Here is a 13,982-nt window from a genome sequence, read left to right on the forward strand (position 1 = left end):
GGCCCTCGCCATGATTCCTGGCTCCCTGCCTTCCCTGCCACCCGCCTCGCCTGACGAGACCGAATCGGGCTCGGCGCCCGCATCCGACCCGTCTCGAGCGCCCTTGTCCCGGCCAAGCTGGCAGTCGACCTCGGACTGGCATCGTTGCTCGGACGATTTCGACCGATGCACGTTGGTCGAACTGCAGCGCTGGGTCTGGGTCGTGATGCTCATGACCCTGCGCCGCAACGAAGATGAGCCCTGGTGCCATCACGCCTTGCGGGCGAAGAAGGCCCAGTCGGACCTGAACAGGGACCACCCGGATCCTGCGACGATCGCGTCGATCCGGGCGTGGTTGCACGATGTCCGGCGCGACGTCGGTGCCTTGCAGCCTCAGCGCGATTCAGCGGCCGACTTCGCCCCCTGTCTCCTGGATGCGGAGGGCAAGGACCCGGCGCGCGATGGCGTTGTTCCTGGAGCGACGGCCATGGCGACGACCGCTCGCTCGACAGCCAGCGGCGAGGCGCTCAGTGCGATCCTGAAGTTCAGATCGAACTTGCCGGCACCTGCCAAGGATCTGTTGCGTGAGGTGCGCTTCATTGCCGTCCCGTCGGCGGACATCGCTCTGGGGATGTTGCCGGTCACATCGATCGGGACGGTCCTGACCCATGGGCCGCAGGTCTCGCTTGATGAAGGGCAGCGGCGGATCTTTGTCGCGGGTACGAGTCGACAGTGGAAAGCGCTGGACGTCGAGCAGAGCCTCCAGCGCGCGCGGCCGGACTGTGCCGAGGTGTCCGCGATCTGGCTCGCGGTGGCGCACATGCTGGAAGCAGTCGCATCGCCGCGTGGCCGTGAGGATCAGTTCCTGCGCGCCCTCCATCAGGAAGAACGTGGGCGCGGCGAGGCTGAGGCACCCACCCGGGAGGCGCTCGCCGTGTGGCTGCTTGCCCGCGCCTTGACCGGACATTGGCCGACGGATCATCGGGCGGTACGCTTTCTCCGTCGCTTCCTGGGCCCGCCCGACGGCGGTCAGGCCCCGTGCGGCGGATCCTGAGTCGGGGAGGCCGTCCCCGTGCCGGACGGACGCTTCGCCCGCAGGATCGCTCCGCGTTCAAGGCTCTCTGGGGACCAGTGCTGACGGACGTCGTAGTACTCCGGCACGGCGACGGCCTCGGGCGGCAACTGGACCCAGGGCTGCTTGGAGGCGGTGAAGATGTGGATGTCCGGCGGCAGGCGGTCGGGCTCGTCGAGCGTGCCGACGCGGACGAAGCGCACGGCGTCGCCGCCGCCGGCGTAATTGCTCCAGACGGCGATCGCGCAGCTCGGGCAACGCCAGATCTTCTGGCCCTTGCCGCTCTCGCTCGGGTTCAAGAACGGCACCGGTTCGCCGGCCAGCAGCTCGACGCGGTCGGCCTCGATCATCGCGTTCAGCGCGAAGGCCGCGCCGCTCGCACGCTGGCACCAGCGGCAGTGGCAGCAATGGACGATCAGCGGTCGGCCGGTCATCCGGTAGCGGACCTGGCGGCAGTCGCAGCCGCCTTCGAACATGTCGGCCGTGTCGGTCATGGCGTCTCCCTCGTGATGCGAGCGCTCAGGATAGCGGTCCGAAAACGGCCATTGCACCGCCGCCCGGCCACAAGAACCGGGGACGACGGAGGTCACCCGTCGCCGGACCTCAGACTTCGCCCAGCAAGTCCTGACCCTCGTCGAGCGGCGCGGGCTCCGGAGACGCCTTGGCGAGCGTCATCCACGTGCCGAAGTCCGGCTTCATCGGCCGGCGCGGCGCCGGGCGGCCAAGCTCGAAACGGAAACCCTCGCCGCCGTTCAAGTCGTGCGCGAACAGCACGCCGAACGCCGGCGGAATTTCCTCGACCTCGGCGATGCCGGCGCGCAGCACATACCAGCACTGGCCGCTGAGCGCGAGGTAGGCCTGCGCCTTGGCGGGGCGGCGCAGCTCCGACAGCAGGTCGGCCCGGCTGACCTTGATCTCGTGCACGGCGGGTTCGAGGTAGTCCTCGACGGTGGTGTTGCGCACCGAGTAGACGTCCGGCATCGCGTTGACCCATCGCATCCGCTCGGGCTCGTCCTCACGCGGGAGGCCGGCTCGCAGCGACAGCCCCCGCCAGACGACACGCCCCGCGCGTTGCAGCTCGACGGCCATGCGGGCGACCAGGTCCTCGTGGCGATGGCGTGCGGTGCGGTTCCTCTGGAGTCCGAAGTGCAGCATCTCGATGCCGGCCACAGTCAGCCGCAAGGTCTCACGGCCGTGCGGATCGACCCGACGCTCGAGCCAGCCCAGCGCCAGCAGTTCCACCTCCAGCATGTCCTGACACGGCCAGCCGGCCGAGCGCCAGAGCTGGCGCAGGCGGCGGACCTGTGTCACGGTGGGACGGTGGACGGGCAGGGACATGCAGCGATGTTGCCGCATGTCCCCGCCAGGGACCGTCAGGAGGGCGTGACCTCCGAGGGCCCCTAGTGAAGAAGGTGTCCGATGACTCAATTGGATGTGTCTGCTGACCCAAAAGAGTGGGAAAGGCGGGCGACGGTCCCGAACGACGAAAAAAAGGCCACGCCTCGTGAGAGGACGTGGCCAACAGGGAGGAGGGTGCACCGGGCCGCGGTCGTGGTGACCGCCGCGCTGTGTTGCGCATTCAGTGGTCCCGGGGCCGGGGGTTGTTCCCGGCCGATGCGTTCAGCGACGCATCATGGGTTCGGTCGGATCAGTTGGAAGAGCGCTCGCGGCGCAGCGAACCGACCATCGCGTTGCTGTCGCCCATCACGAACACGGTGTAGACGTAGCCCGCCTGGATGCTGAGTTCGCTCAGGCTGTAGACCGGCGTCGTCGAGGACGGCGAGGTCACCGTCAGCAGCGCGGACGTCGACGCCGCGGTCGCCTGCGGCGACGACGAGGTGCCGGCCACCACGTTCGAGGCCAGCGCGCTGTAGTCGACGTTCAGCGTCAGTCCGGTGGTGGCGCTCGCCACGCCGTTGACCAGGCGGATCTTCGCCGTCGTCGTCGGGCTGGTGGGCAGGCGGTTGTCGTCGGTCAGGACCGCCAGCTTGGGATCCGCCGCCGTGCCCCACACCATCAGCGTGTAGTCGCTGCCCGCGGTCAGCGGCGGCTTCGTGAACGACATCAGCGCGCCGTTGACGTAGACCGACAGGTCCGCCGTGCCGGCCGCCACCGTCGTGTAGTCGCCGATCGTCGGCGCCACGGAGGTCGGCATCAGCGAGGTCTGGCCGATCGAGCCCGAGACCAGCGCGCTGCCGCCCACCGCGGCCACCAGGCGGGCCCGGACGGTCGAGTTGGGGAAGTTGGACGTCGCGCCCTGCTGCAGCAGCTGGATGCCGTTGACCAGCACGCCGCCGGTGCTGCCGGTCAGGATCAGCGTCGAGACACCGGCGGATGGCAGCGTGATGCTGGGGATGTCCAGTCGCAGGTCGGTCTTGGAGCTCGCGGCGGTGATCCGCACGCGGAAGGTGCCGCTGTTGAGCGTGATGTAGCCGCTGCCCGAGCTGGTCGCGATGCCGCTCGCCACGGTCGAGGCGGTGTCCAGCGAGTCGTCGGCGCCGGTGACGTATACGTCCAACGCGCCGGCGTCCGGCGCCAGGTTCAGCACCAGCAGCTTGGACTTGCCGGTGGCCGCCGCGTCCTGGTCTTCCTGCAGCAGCGTCGTGCGCACCGAGCCGGCCGAGCCGTACGCGATCATCGTGTAATGGCTGCCGGCGGCCAGCGTCGGCGTCGACGACGCCAGCGTGCTGCCGACGTTGTTGCTCTGCACCTCGGTGCCCGTGGCGTCGGTCTTCACGTCGGCATAGCTGCCCACGCCGGCATAGGCCACGCCGGAGTTCACCGTCGTGCTGTCCACCGCCATGTCCAGCGCGGCGTAGCCGATGCTGGCGTTGAGGAGGCGCATCTGCGCCGAACTGCTGTCGCTGCCGCCGCCGCAGGCGGTCAGCAGGGCGGCGGTGGCCACGCTCAGGCCCAAGGCCCAGGTCTTGAATCGCATCGTCCGACACTCCGATTGAGAATGCGGCGATTGAACGCGGGCCGTGTTGCTGGGGCTTGTGGCCGATTGCCAGCTTTGTGAACTTCCATATCAAGGCCGACACAGAATTGCGCGGCGCCTCGGAGATCCGTTCCCGGTATCGGCGCCGAGGTTTCGACGCTCAGGTTTCGACGCTCAGGTCTGGGCGCTGAAGTCCCGGCGCTGGGCCTCCTGGTATCGTCTCTCTAAACGCGCGCGGGGTCCGGCGCTAGCATCCGCGCGATGAACGCCTACCCGCAGCTGCTGTCGCCCCTGGACCTGGGCTTCACGACCCTCAAGAACCGCGTGCTGATGGGCAGCATGCACACCGGGCTCGAGGACTCGCGCAAGCACATCGACCGCCTGGCCGAGTACTTCGCCGAGCGCGCCCGCGGCCAGGTCGGCCTGATCGTCACCGGCGGCTACGCGCCCAACATCGCCGGCTGGGCCAAGCCCTTCGCGGGCACGCTCATGACGGGCGGCGCCGCGCGCCGGCACCAGGCCATCACGCGGGCCGTGCATGGCGAGGGCGGCAAGATCGCGCTGCAGATCCTGCACACCGGCCGCTACGGCTACCACCCGTTCAACGTCGCGCCGTCGGCCTTGAAGTCGCCGATCTCGCCGTTCACGCCGCATGCGTTGAGCGAGCGCGGCATCGAGCGCCAGATCCGCGCCTTCGTCCGTTGCGCCGTGCTGGCGCGCGAGGCCGGGTACGACGGCGTCGAGGTGATGGGCTCCGAGGGCTACTTCATCAACCAGTTCCTGATCGCCGCCACGAACCAGCGCACCGATGCGTGGGGCGGCGACTTCGAACGCCGCATGCGGCTGCCGGTCGAGATCCTCACCCGCATGCGCGAGGCCGTCGGCCCCGACTTCATCATCATCTACCGGCTGTCGATGCTGGACTTGGTGCCGGAGGGCGGCAACTGGGACGAGGTGCTGCAACTGGCGAGGGCCGTCGCCAGGTCCGGGGCCACCATCATCAACACCGGCATCGGCTGGCACGAGGCCCGCATCCCGACGATCGCGACCAGCGTGCCGCGTGCCGGTTTCGCCTGGGTCACGAAGAAGCTGCGCGACCAGCTGCATGCCGAGGGCATCCGCACGCCGCTGATCACCAGCAACCGCATCAACACGCCCGAGGTCGCCGAGTCGGTGCTGGCCGACGGCTCGGCGGACATGGTGTCGATGGCGCGTCCGCTGCTGGCCGATCCGGCCTTCGTGCGCAAGGCCGCGGAGGGGCGGGCCGACGAGATCAACACCTGCATCGCCTGCAACCAGGCCTGCCTCGATCACGTGTTCAAGCAGGAGGTGGCGTCCTGCCTCGTGAACCCGCGCGCCGGCCACGAGACCCTGCTGCGCATCGTCCCCGTTGCCGCCGGGCAGCTGCGCAAGCGCGTCGCTGTCGTGGGCGCGGGACCGGCCGGCCTGGCCGCCGCGACGACGCTCGCCGAGCGTGGCCACCACGTCACGCTGATCGACGCCGCCCAGGAGATCGGCGGCCAGTTCAACCTGGCCAAGCGGATCCCGGGCAAGGAGGAGTTCCACGAGACGCTGCGCTACTTCAAGCGGCGGCTGGAGTTGCTCGGTGTCACGCCGCGACTGGGCCGTCGCGTGAGCGCCGGTGATTTGGTGGACTACGACGAGGTGCTCCTCGCCACCGGCGTGACGCCGCGCGATCCGCGCATCCCGGGCCAGGACGAAGGCATCGCCCGGGGCCAGGTCTTGACCTACCTCGAGGTCCTGCGCGGCGAGAAGCCGGTCGGGCGTCGTGTGGCGGTCGTGGGCGCGGGCGGCATCGGCTTCGACGTGGCGGAGTTCCTGCTCGAGCAGGGGCACTCGCTGGCGCTCGACGCGCCGGCGTGGCGCAAGCACTGGGGTGTCGGCGATCCGGAACAGACGCGAGGCGGGCTCACGCGTCCGCAACCCGAGCCCGCCGAACGGGAGATCACCTTGCTGCAACGGCGCGCCGGCAAGCTCGGCGCGGGCCTGGGCAAGACCACCGGATGGATCCATCGCGCCGCCTTGAAGACGCACGGCGTACGGATGGTCGGCGGCGTGCAGTACGAGCGCATCGACGAGCACGGCCTGTGGATCAGCCAGGGCGAGGATCGCACCGATCCCGAGCGCATCGACTGCGACACCATCGTCCTGTGCGCGGGTCAGGAACCGCTGCGGGAACTCGAAGCGCCGCTGCGCGCGGCGGGCCGGTCGGTGCAGCTGATCGGCGGTTCCGCCGAGGCCAAAGAATTGGATGCAAAGCGTGCAATCCTGCAGGGAACGCGTGTGGCGGCCTCGCTGTAACCCCTAGCAACGTTTTCTTACCGGCGTCGATACTCCGGCGGTCGTGCATGAGGGAACGCCCGCGACCCGCGGGCGGCGCCGACATGGGGCCAGCTGTTGCCCCTCCATTCATAAAAAGATCCTTGGGTGAGCCATGCGTCTTCGCCTGAACCGTCGTTGGGGATGCCTTGTCGTGTCCGCGCTGCTGCCAGCGTGCCTGAGCACGTCGGCGTGGGCGGGTGCGTCCGCGTCCGTCCCCGCGGCGGTGCCGTCCGCGGCGCGGTCGATGGCGGCGCATCTGCCGGCGTGGATCGATTCCGGTTCCACCGTGTTCTGGCTGGGCGCCGGCTGCGTGATCGGCGGCCTGACGCTGGGCGTGATGGTCAGCCTGTTCGTGCAGCAGCGCGGCCGTCTGCAGGGTCGCCGGGAGGAACTCAGACGCGTGCGCCGCGAGCGCGCCCGGCTCAGCGCGCTGCTGAACGCGATTCCCGATCCGATGTATTTCAAGGACGCCAACGGCGCCTATGAGGGCTGCAATCCGGCCTTCGAGCGGGCCGTCGGCCTCACCGAGCAGGAACTGATCGGGCGCCGCGACGCCGACCTGCCCAATCCTCCGGGCTGGGTGGACACGCAGTCCGACGGCCGCCTCCTGACCTGGCGCGACGACGGCAGCGAGACCGGCGGCGGGACGCGCTGCCTGGACGTCTCCAGTGCCCGCGTGTTCGACGACGACCAGTACCTGGGCCAGGTCGCCATCGCGCGCGACGTGACCGAGCTGCAACAGGCCACCGACGCCGCCCGCCGCGCCGCCACCGTGTACGAGCACTGCGGCGAGGGCATCATGGTCATCGACCACCAGTTGCGCATCGTCGACGTCAACCCGGCCCTGGTGGCGATGGTCGGCCACGACCGGCAGACGCTGCTGGGCAAGCGCCCGTTGCTGCTGCGGGATGCCGAGCAGGACCCCGAAAAGCTGCGCGCCCTGTGGACCGACATCGAGACCCGCGGCAAATGGAGCGGCGAGGTCACCGAGCGCCACAAGAACGGCGACTCGATCCCGATGTGGGCGACCTTCGTGAAGGTGCCGTCACCGTCGGGCGATCCGGAGCAGGTGCAGTACCTCAGCGTGCTGACCGACATCTCCCGCATCAAGCAGACCGAGGCCGAGCTGCTGCACCAGTCGCTGCACGACAGCCTGACGGGTCTGCCCAACGCGGCGCTGCTGCGCGATCGCATCTCGCGCCAGGTCGGCAACGCGCAGCGCGAACACACCTGCGTGGCCGTGCTGTACATCGACCTGGACGGTTTCCGCGACGTCAACGACATCGCCGGCCATGCCGCGGGCGACCAGGTGCTGCTGACCGCGGCGGCGCGCTTCGCCAACGTGACGCGTTTGAGCGACTCGGTGGCGCGCGTCGGCGCGGATGAATTCGTGGTCGTGCTGTCGGGCCTGGTCGACGAGGAGACCGCGATGCGGCTCGGCGACCGGCTGATCCAGGCGATGGACGAGCCGATCATCATCGACCATCACCGCTTCAACGTCGGCGCCAGCATCGGTCTGGCGCTGTTCCCGGCCGACGGCACGCACGTCGACGAGCTGCTGCGCAACGCCGAGGTCGCCATGGTGCGCGCCAAGCTGCACGCGCGCGGTTCGGTCCAGGCTTACCGGCCGGAGCTGACGCAGGCGGTGCAGCAGCGTTTCGAGTTGACGCACGCACTGCGGCAGGCCAACGAGGCCGCGCAGTTCCGTCTCGAGTACCAGCCGCAGGTGCGGCTGAGCGATGGCGCGCTGATCGGCGCGGAGGCGCTGCTGCGCTGGCGCCATCCGACGCGCGGGCCGATCTCGCCGGCGGACTTCATCCCGCTGGCCGAAGAGACCGGCCTGATCATCCCCATCGGCCGCTGGGTGCTGGAGCAGGCCTGCGCGCAGGTGGCGCGCTGGCAGGGCCAGGAGGGCAAGCCGCAGCAGGTCGCGGTCAACGTCTCGGCGCGGCAGCTGCGCCAGCCGGACTTCATCGAGACGCTAGATTTCATCCTCGGCGAGACCGGCTGCCCGCCGAGCGCGCTGGAGCTCGAGGTCACCGAGAGCCTCCTGCTCGAGGACGCCGAGCAGGCCATCAGCCTGCTCACGCGGATCTCCAACCGCGGCGTGCGCATCGCCATCGATGATTTCGGCACCGGCTACTCGTCGCTGGCCTACCTGAAGCGGATGCCGGTCAGCACGCTGAAGATCGACCGCAGCTTCGTCAACGAGCTGAGCAGCGATGCCAACGTCGCCGCGATCGCCCGCACGGTCATCGTGCTGGCGCGCAGCCTGAACCTCGACGTGCTTGCCGAGGGCGTCGAGACGATCGAGCAGGCCGAGTGGTTGCGCCGCGAGGGCTGCGACTGGGCGCAGGGGTGGTACTACGGCCGCCCGATGCCGCCGGAGGACTTCGTCGTCACGCCGCCGCCCGAGCCGCTGCGCCGCGCGCCCAAGCGTCTGCAGCTGGCCTGATCGCCTTGTTTGCGGGCCGAGGCCCGATCACGCGTCGCCATCGCCATTCATCCGACGTCGCGGCGTCGCTGGCGCGGCGGTCGCAAAGGGCGCTGCGGGCGCTGCGGGCGCTTCCGCCCACACGCGCCATTCCTTGGCGCTGACTTCGCGGACCTCGAGGCCGCGGCGCAGGATGAAACTGGAGTCATGCCAGCTTTCCACCGGTCCGGCGAGCGTTCGCCGTGGCGGTGGTTCCGCGCCGAAGTCGGAATCGCCGAAGCTGCTGCCGCTGTCGGAGTAGCGACTGTCGCCATGGCTGAACCGGCTGTCGCCGTAGTGGCTGGGCAGCTCGCTGTCTGGGCCGCCGGCGCCCACGAACGGCCTGGACGCGGCGCGCGGGAGCTGGGACGGGGTCTGGGAGGGCCGGTACTTCATCTCGGAAACCTCGGAATCACGGGAGAGGCACTCCATGGTGATCCTGTCGCAGCCCGACCGTCAGCCCGCAGATGGAGGGGCTGAAGGGGGAGGACATCTCCCCCTTGAATTCGCTTGCAACTGTCGGCGGTGTGTGCAGTTCACAGGGACAGCGCGATCCCGTTCACAGCGGCAGCGCGGTGGTGTTCTTCACCTCTTCCATGACCGCGTAGGTCCGCGTCTCGCGGACGCCGGGCAGGGTCCAGATCACCGCCCCGATGAACTCCCGGTAGGCGGTCATGTCGGACACCCGGGTCTTGAGCAGGTAGTCGAAGCCGCCCGCCACCAGGTGGCATTCCAGGATCTCCGGCCGGGCCTGCACGGCGGCGCGGAAGTTGTCCATGACGTCGTGCACCGTGCGGTCGAGCAGGATCTCGATGAACACCAGCATCTGCGCGCCCAGCTTGGCCGGGTTCAGCCGCGCCTCGTAGCCGAGGATGAAGCCGTCGCGGGTGAGGCGCCGGACGCGCTCCAGCACCGCCGTCGCGGACATCTGCACCTCCTCGGCCAGCTTCAGGTTGCTGATGCGGCCGTCCTGCTGCAGCAGCCCCAGGATGCGGCGATCGATCTTGTCCAGGTCTTCAAGGCTGCTCATGCTGGATTCCATCCGGCGAAGGTCGACAACATTGGTGAGTAATTCGGCGCGTTACTTCCTAAACTCCCGCCATTCGCTAGGGGAGCGCCCCTCGCACGAACATCCGAGGATTCTATGACCGCCTTCCCCCTCCCGCCGGAAACCTCCCGCCTGCCGGACCCGTATCGCGAGGAGCTGCCGCTGGTGCGCGCCCTGGCCGCGGAAATGCAGGCGCTGAACTGGCAGGCGATCGTCGACCAGGCGCGCCCCTGGGTGCAGCAGGTGCGCGGGAATCCGGCGCCGTTCTGGGCGATGGAATCGCTGCTGCGCGAGTACCCGATCACCAGCGCCGAAGGCCTGGCGCTGATGCGCCTGGCCGAAGCGCTGCTGCGCGTGCCGGACGCCGAGACCGCCATCGCGCTGACCGCCGACCAACTGGGCCGCGCCGACTTCGACGGCGCCTCCGACGGCCCGCACAAGATGCTGGCCGGTCTGGCGGCGAGCGCGATCTCGTTGTCCAAGAAATTCCTGCCGGACGCGGAGGCCGACTCCGGCCTGATGAAGCGCCTCGGCGCGCAGACGGTGGTCGCCGCGACGGTGCGCGCGATCCAGCTGCTGGGTCGCCAGTTCGTGCTGGGTCGGAACATCCAGGAAGCGATGAAGGAGGCTGATGCCGCGCGCAAGGTGCAGGCCCAGTTGCGCTTCTCCTACGACATGCTCGGCGAAGGCGCCCGTACCGAGCGCGACGCCGAGCGCTACCAGGCCTCGTACCTGAACGCGATCGCCGCCATCGCCGCGGGCCGCAAGGCGGAGTCGCCCGAAGGCAGCGACGGCATCTCGATCAAGCTGTCGGCGCTGTTCTCCCGCTACGAGGTCCTGCAGCGCGAGCGCGTCTACGCCGAGCTGCTGCCGCGCGTGTGGCAGCTCGTCGAGAAGGCTGCGCAGGCCAACATCAACCTGACGATCGACGCCGAGGAAGTCGACCGGCTCGAGATCTCGCTGGAGTTGCTGGACGCCCTGGCCGCGCGCATCGCGACGCACTTCCCGCAATGGCGCGGTTTCGGCCTCGCGGTGCAGGCGTACCAGACGCGGGCCCGCGACGTCGTGGAGGCGGTCGCCGCGATCGCCCGCCAGCACGGCCTGAAATTCATGGTGCGCCTCGTGAAGGGCGCCTACTGGGACGGCGAGATCAAGCGCGCCCAGGAGCAGGGCCTGCCGTTCTACCCGGTCTACACGCACAAGCCGCATACCGACGTCTCCTACCTGGCCTGCGCGCAGGCGCTGCTGCGGCATCACGACGTCATCTATCCGCAGTTCGCGAGCCACAACGCCGGCACCATCGCCGCCATCCTGCAGATGGCGCGCTCGCTGGGCGCGAAGTTCGAGATGCAGCGCCTGCACGGCATGGGCGAGGGCGTCTATCGGGAAGTGCTGAAGGACGGCTCGATCCCCTGCCGCGTCTACGCGCCGGTGGGCGAGCACCGTGACCTGCTCGCCTATCTGGTCCGTCGCCTGCTGGAGAACGGCGCCAACTCGTCCTTCGTGCACCAGCTGGCCGATCCGACCGTCGCGCCGGAAGAGCTGCTGGCGTCGCCGATGACCGAGATCCGCGACGAGGCCTCGCTGCCGCTGCCGATCGCCCTGTACCGCGACGCGGCGGGCCGTGGCCGCGACAACTCGTCGGGCCTGGACCTCGCCGTGCCCGAGCAGCGTCAGACGCTGCTGGATGCGCTGGCGCAGTGCACGGTACCGGTGATGGTCGAGGCCTCGCCGGAGGAGGTCGACGCCGCGATGGCGCGGCTGCAAGGCGGCTTCGCCGGCTGGAACGCGACGCCGGTGAGCGAGCGCGCCGCCGTGCTGCGCCGCGCCGCCGACGCGCTGCAGGCGCAACTGCCGCAGTACTGCGCGCTGCTGGTCAAGGAGGCCTACAAGAGCCTGGGCGACGCGATCAGCGAAGTGCGCGAGGCCATCGACTTCCTGCGCTACTACGCCGACGAGGCCGAGCGCCTGGCGGCGGACGGCGTCGCGTTGAACGGGCGCGGCGTGTTCGTCTGCATCTCGCCGTGGAACTTCCCGCTGGCGATCTTCGCCGGCCAGGTGGTCGCGGCGCTGGCCGCGGGCAACGCGGTCGCCGCGAAGCCGGCGGAGCAGACCCCGGCCGTCGCCCGCGAGTGCGTCGCGTTGCTGCACGCGGCGGGTGTTCCCGTCGACGCGGTGCAACTGGTGCACGGCCGCGGCGAGACCGTCGGCGCGCGCCTGGTGGCCGCGCCGCAGACGGCGGGCGTGTGCTTCACCGGCTCCACGCAGGTGGCGCAGATCATCAACCGTCAGCTCGCGGCCAAGCCCGGTGCCGCGGCGCTGCCGCTGATCGCCGAGACCGGCGGCCTGAACGCGATGATCGTGGACTCGACGGCGCTGCCGGAGCAGGTCATCGATGCCGTCGTGCAATCGGCCTTCCGCAGCGCGGGTCAGCGCTGCTCGGCGCTGCGACTGCTGGCGGTGCACGAGGCGGTCGCCGACGGCGTCATCGAGATGCTGCGCGGCGCGGTCAAGGAACTGCGTGTCGGCGATACCGCGGACCTGGCGACCGATGTCGGCCCGCTGATCGACGACGAGGCCTTCGAAGGCGTGTCCAGGGACGTCCAGCGCCTCAAGCGCGAAGCGACGCTGATCGCCGAGGCGGTGCCGGCCGACGGCTGCCCGCGCCTGCTGCCGCCGGTGGCGGTCGAGCTGCCGACGATCGCCTCGCTGAAGAAGGAGATCTTCGGTCCGGTGCTGCACGTGGTGCGCTGGAGCGGCGACGTCGACGGCGTCGTGCGCGAGATCAACGCGCTGGGCTACGGCCTGACGCTGGGCATCCAGACCCGCATCGACAGCCGGGCGCTGCGGCTTGCGTCGGAAGCGCGCATCGGCAACGTCTACGTGAACCGCAACATCATCGGTGCAGTGGTCGGCGTGCAGCCGTTCGGCGGCGAAGGCATGTCCGGCACCGGTCCGAAAGCGGGTGGTCCGCACTACCTGCTGCGCTTCGTCGCACAGCCGAAGGTGGAAGCGCCAGCCGACGCGCCGGCGCTGTCGACGACCGGCGCGGGCGCGGACCTGTCGCCGCTGTTCACCGCGCACGAGGCCTGGGCCGAGCGCCCGGTCGACGAGCGCGCGACGGCGCTGGAACGCTCCGCGGCCGGCCAGTCGCCGGTGGTCGCCGGGGCCTGGCGCACGCTGGCCGCGGGCGCCCGGCGCTCGCTGGTCGACGTGAAGCTGCCCGGCCCGACCGGCGAGAGCAACGAACTGCGCCTGCACGGCCGCGGCGTGATCGCGGTGCTGGCGCAGGGCGCGTCGCAGGAGGAGCTGGCGCGTGCGCTCGGTGCGGCGCTGGTGGCAGGCAACGCGGTGGCGATCGTCGGCGGCGGCGACGTGGCGCAGGACCTGCGCACGGCGCTGATGCGCGGCGGCGTGACTGCGGCCGCGATGCAGCTGCTGCCAGCGGACCAACTGGGAGCGGTGCTGCGCGCGACGCGACTGGCGGGCGTCATCGCGCCGGCGGCGCTGCAGGTGCCGGTGCAGCGCGAACTGGCGGGCCGTGATGGCGCGATCCTGCCGGTCGTGCCGATGGTCGAGCTGGCCGATGCGCGCCAGCTCTACCGCCTCGTCGCGGAGCAGACGCTGACGATCAATACGGCGGCCGCGGGCGGGAACGCCGCGCTGCTGGCGGGCGTGCACTGATCCGGCAGGCCGGGTCGCGCGAGACCCGGCCCTCCAGCCGCCACCAGCCGGTGCGCGGCACGACCCAGACCTCGCCGCTCCGGAAGCGGCGCGCCTGCGGCCAGCACTGGTCAGCCCAGAGCGCGGGCGCGTCCTCGACATCGACGACGCCCGCCTGCACGTGCATCACGGTGCCTCGTGCGAGCTTCAGCATCAGCGACTGACCGGCGACCAGCCGGAGTTCCTGCGGCGCCGTCGAAGGCTGCCGCACGCGGGTGGGCACGGCCAGCGCGGGCAGGGTGTGCGATGGCGTGGCCTGCCAAGGCCAGGGGATGGGCAAGGATCTCAGGACGGCGGCGAGGAACATGACGGCGTCGCCCGAAGGCGCCTCGGTGGGATGGGTGTCCAGTGTTCCCATCGGCGACGCGGTGCGACAGGCACAGCGGCGCCCTTTGTTCTGCATAAC

10 protein-coding genes are annotated in these 13,982 nt (G+C 70.2%); 4 read left to right on the forward strand and 6 right to left on the reverse strand.

From position 1 onward, the window contains the following. Positions 1-172 precede the first annotated feature (172 nt). Positions 173-1,033 carry a hypothetical protein gene (locus ACQ4L4_RS21780; RefSeq protein ID WP_431100939.1) on the forward strand — a complete coding sequence of 287 codons (861 nt, stop codon included), beginning with the start codon at positions 173-175 and terminating at the stop codon, positions 1,031-1,033. Here the strand turns inward: ACQ4L4_RS21780 and ACQ4L4_RS21785 are convergent. The 3 genes from ACQ4L4_RS21785 to ACQ4L4_RS21795 all read right to left on the reverse strand — a co-directional run bounded on the left by ACQ4L4_RS21785 (position 1,009) and on the right by ACQ4L4_RS21795 (position 3,989). Beyond that, on the reverse strand, positions 1,009-1,545 hold the full coding sequence (locus ACQ4L4_RS21785) for a GFA family protein (RefSeq protein ID WP_431100940.1): 537 nt from the start codon (positions 1,543-1,545) through the stop codon (positions 1,009-1,011). The genes ACQ4L4_RS21780 and ACQ4L4_RS21785 overlap by 25 nt on opposite strands. Positions 1,546-1,654: 109 nt before the next feature. Next, positions 1,655-2,389: a hypothetical protein gene (locus ACQ4L4_RS21790; RefSeq protein ID WP_431100941.1), complete on the reverse strand. Its 735-nt coding sequence runs from the start codon at positions 2,387-2,389 to the stop codon at positions 1,655-1,657. Positions 2,390-2,699: 310 nt separating this feature from the next. Continuing rightward, positions 2,700-3,989, reverse strand: a complete 1,290-nt coding sequence (locus ACQ4L4_RS21795) for a DUF4397 domain-containing protein (RefSeq protein WP_431100942.1) — start codon at positions 3,987-3,989, stop codon at positions 2,700-2,702. A gap of 261 nt (positions 3,990-4,250) precedes the next feature. Here ACQ4L4_RS21795 and ACQ4L4_RS21800 point away from each other — a divergent pair, with 261 nt between their 5' ends. Beyond that, entirely contained in the window at positions 4,251-6,311 is a 2,061-nt protein-coding gene (locus tag ACQ4L4_RS21800) for an FAD-dependent oxidoreductase (RefSeq protein ID WP_431100943.1), read from the forward strand. Between the two features lie 172 nt (positions 6,312-6,483). Next, positions 6,484-8,787 carry a sensor domain-containing protein gene (locus tag ACQ4L4_RS21805; RefSeq protein ID WP_431100944.1) on the forward strand — a complete coding sequence of 768 codons (2,304 nt, stop codon included), beginning with the start codon at positions 6,484-6,486 and terminating at the stop codon, positions 8,785-8,787. 27 nt (positions 8,788-8,814) lie between these two features. Here the strand turns inward: ACQ4L4_RS21805 and ACQ4L4_RS21810 are convergent, their stop codons facing one another. Continuing rightward, positions 8,815-9,201: a hypothetical protein gene (locus ACQ4L4_RS21810; RefSeq protein WP_431100945.1), complete on the reverse strand. Its 387-nt coding sequence runs from the start codon at positions 9,199-9,201 to the stop codon at positions 8,815-8,817. A 163-nt stretch (positions 9,202-9,364) separates the two neighbouring features. Further along, positions 9,365-9,835 carry an Lrp/AsnC ligand binding domain-containing protein gene (locus ACQ4L4_RS21815; protein ID WP_377158776.1) on the reverse strand — a complete coding sequence of 157 codons (471 nt, stop codon included), beginning with the start codon at positions 9,833-9,835 and terminating at the stop codon, positions 9,365-9,367. A gap of 114 nt (positions 9,836-9,949) precedes the next feature. Between ACQ4L4_RS21815 and ACQ4L4_RS21820 the strand changes: the two genes are divergently transcribed. After that, positions 9,950-13,537 carry an L-glutamate gamma-semialdehyde dehydrogenase gene (locus ACQ4L4_RS21820; protein WP_431100946.1) on the forward strand — a complete coding sequence of 1,196 codons (3,588 nt, stop codon included), beginning with the start codon at positions 9,950-9,952 and terminating at the stop codon, positions 13,535-13,537. On the opposite strand, the gene ACQ4L4_RS21825 is transcribed toward ACQ4L4_RS21820, so the two are convergent. Further along, positions 13,485-13,934, reverse strand: a complete 450-nt coding sequence (locus ACQ4L4_RS21825; protein WP_431100947.1) for a hypothetical protein — start codon at positions 13,932-13,934, stop codon at positions 13,485-13,487. The genes ACQ4L4_RS21820 and ACQ4L4_RS21825 overlap by 53 nt on opposite strands. Positions 13,935-13,982 lie beyond the last annotated feature (48 nt).

This window comes from Roseateles noduli (assembly GCF_050626985.1).
Lineage (GTDB): Bacteria > Pseudomonadota > Gammaproteobacteria > Burkholderiales > Burkholderiaceae_C > Roseateles > Roseateles noduli_A.

Bases quoted from the DNA above. Each gene is read 5' to 3' on its own strand.
- ACQ4L4_RS21785 (WP_431100940.1), bottom strand. From the start codon at position 1,545: ATGACCGACACGGCCGACATGTTCGAAGGCGGCTGCGACTGCCGCCAG.
- ACQ4L4_RS21790 (WP_431100941.1), bottom strand. From the start codon at position 2,389: ATGTCCCTGCCCGTCCACCGTCCCACCGTGACACAGGTCCGCCGCCTG.
- ACQ4L4_RS21795 (WP_431100942.1), bottom strand. From the start codon at position 3,989: ATGCGATTCAAGACCTGGGCCTTGGGCCTGAGCGTGGCCACCGCCGCC.
- ACQ4L4_RS21800 (WP_431100943.1), top strand. From the start codon at position 4,251: ATGAACGCCTACCCGCAGCTGCTGTCGCCCCTGGACCTGGGCTTCACG.
- ACQ4L4_RS21810 (WP_431100945.1), bottom strand. From the start codon at position 9,201: ATGAAGTACCGGCCCTCCCAGACCCCGTCCCAGCTCCCGCGCGCCGCG.
- ACQ4L4_RS21815 (WP_377158776.1), bottom strand. From the start codon at position 9,835: ATGAGCAGCCTTGAAGACCTGGACAAGATCGATCGCCGCATCCTGGGG.
- ACQ4L4_RS21820 (WP_431100946.1), top strand. From the start codon at position 9,950: ATGACCGCCTTCCCCCTCCCGCCGGAAACCTCCCGCCTGCCGGACCCG.
- ACQ4L4_RS21825 (WP_431100947.1), bottom strand. From the start codon at position 13,934: ATGGGAACACTGGACACCCATCCCACCGAGGCGCCTTCGGGCGACGCC.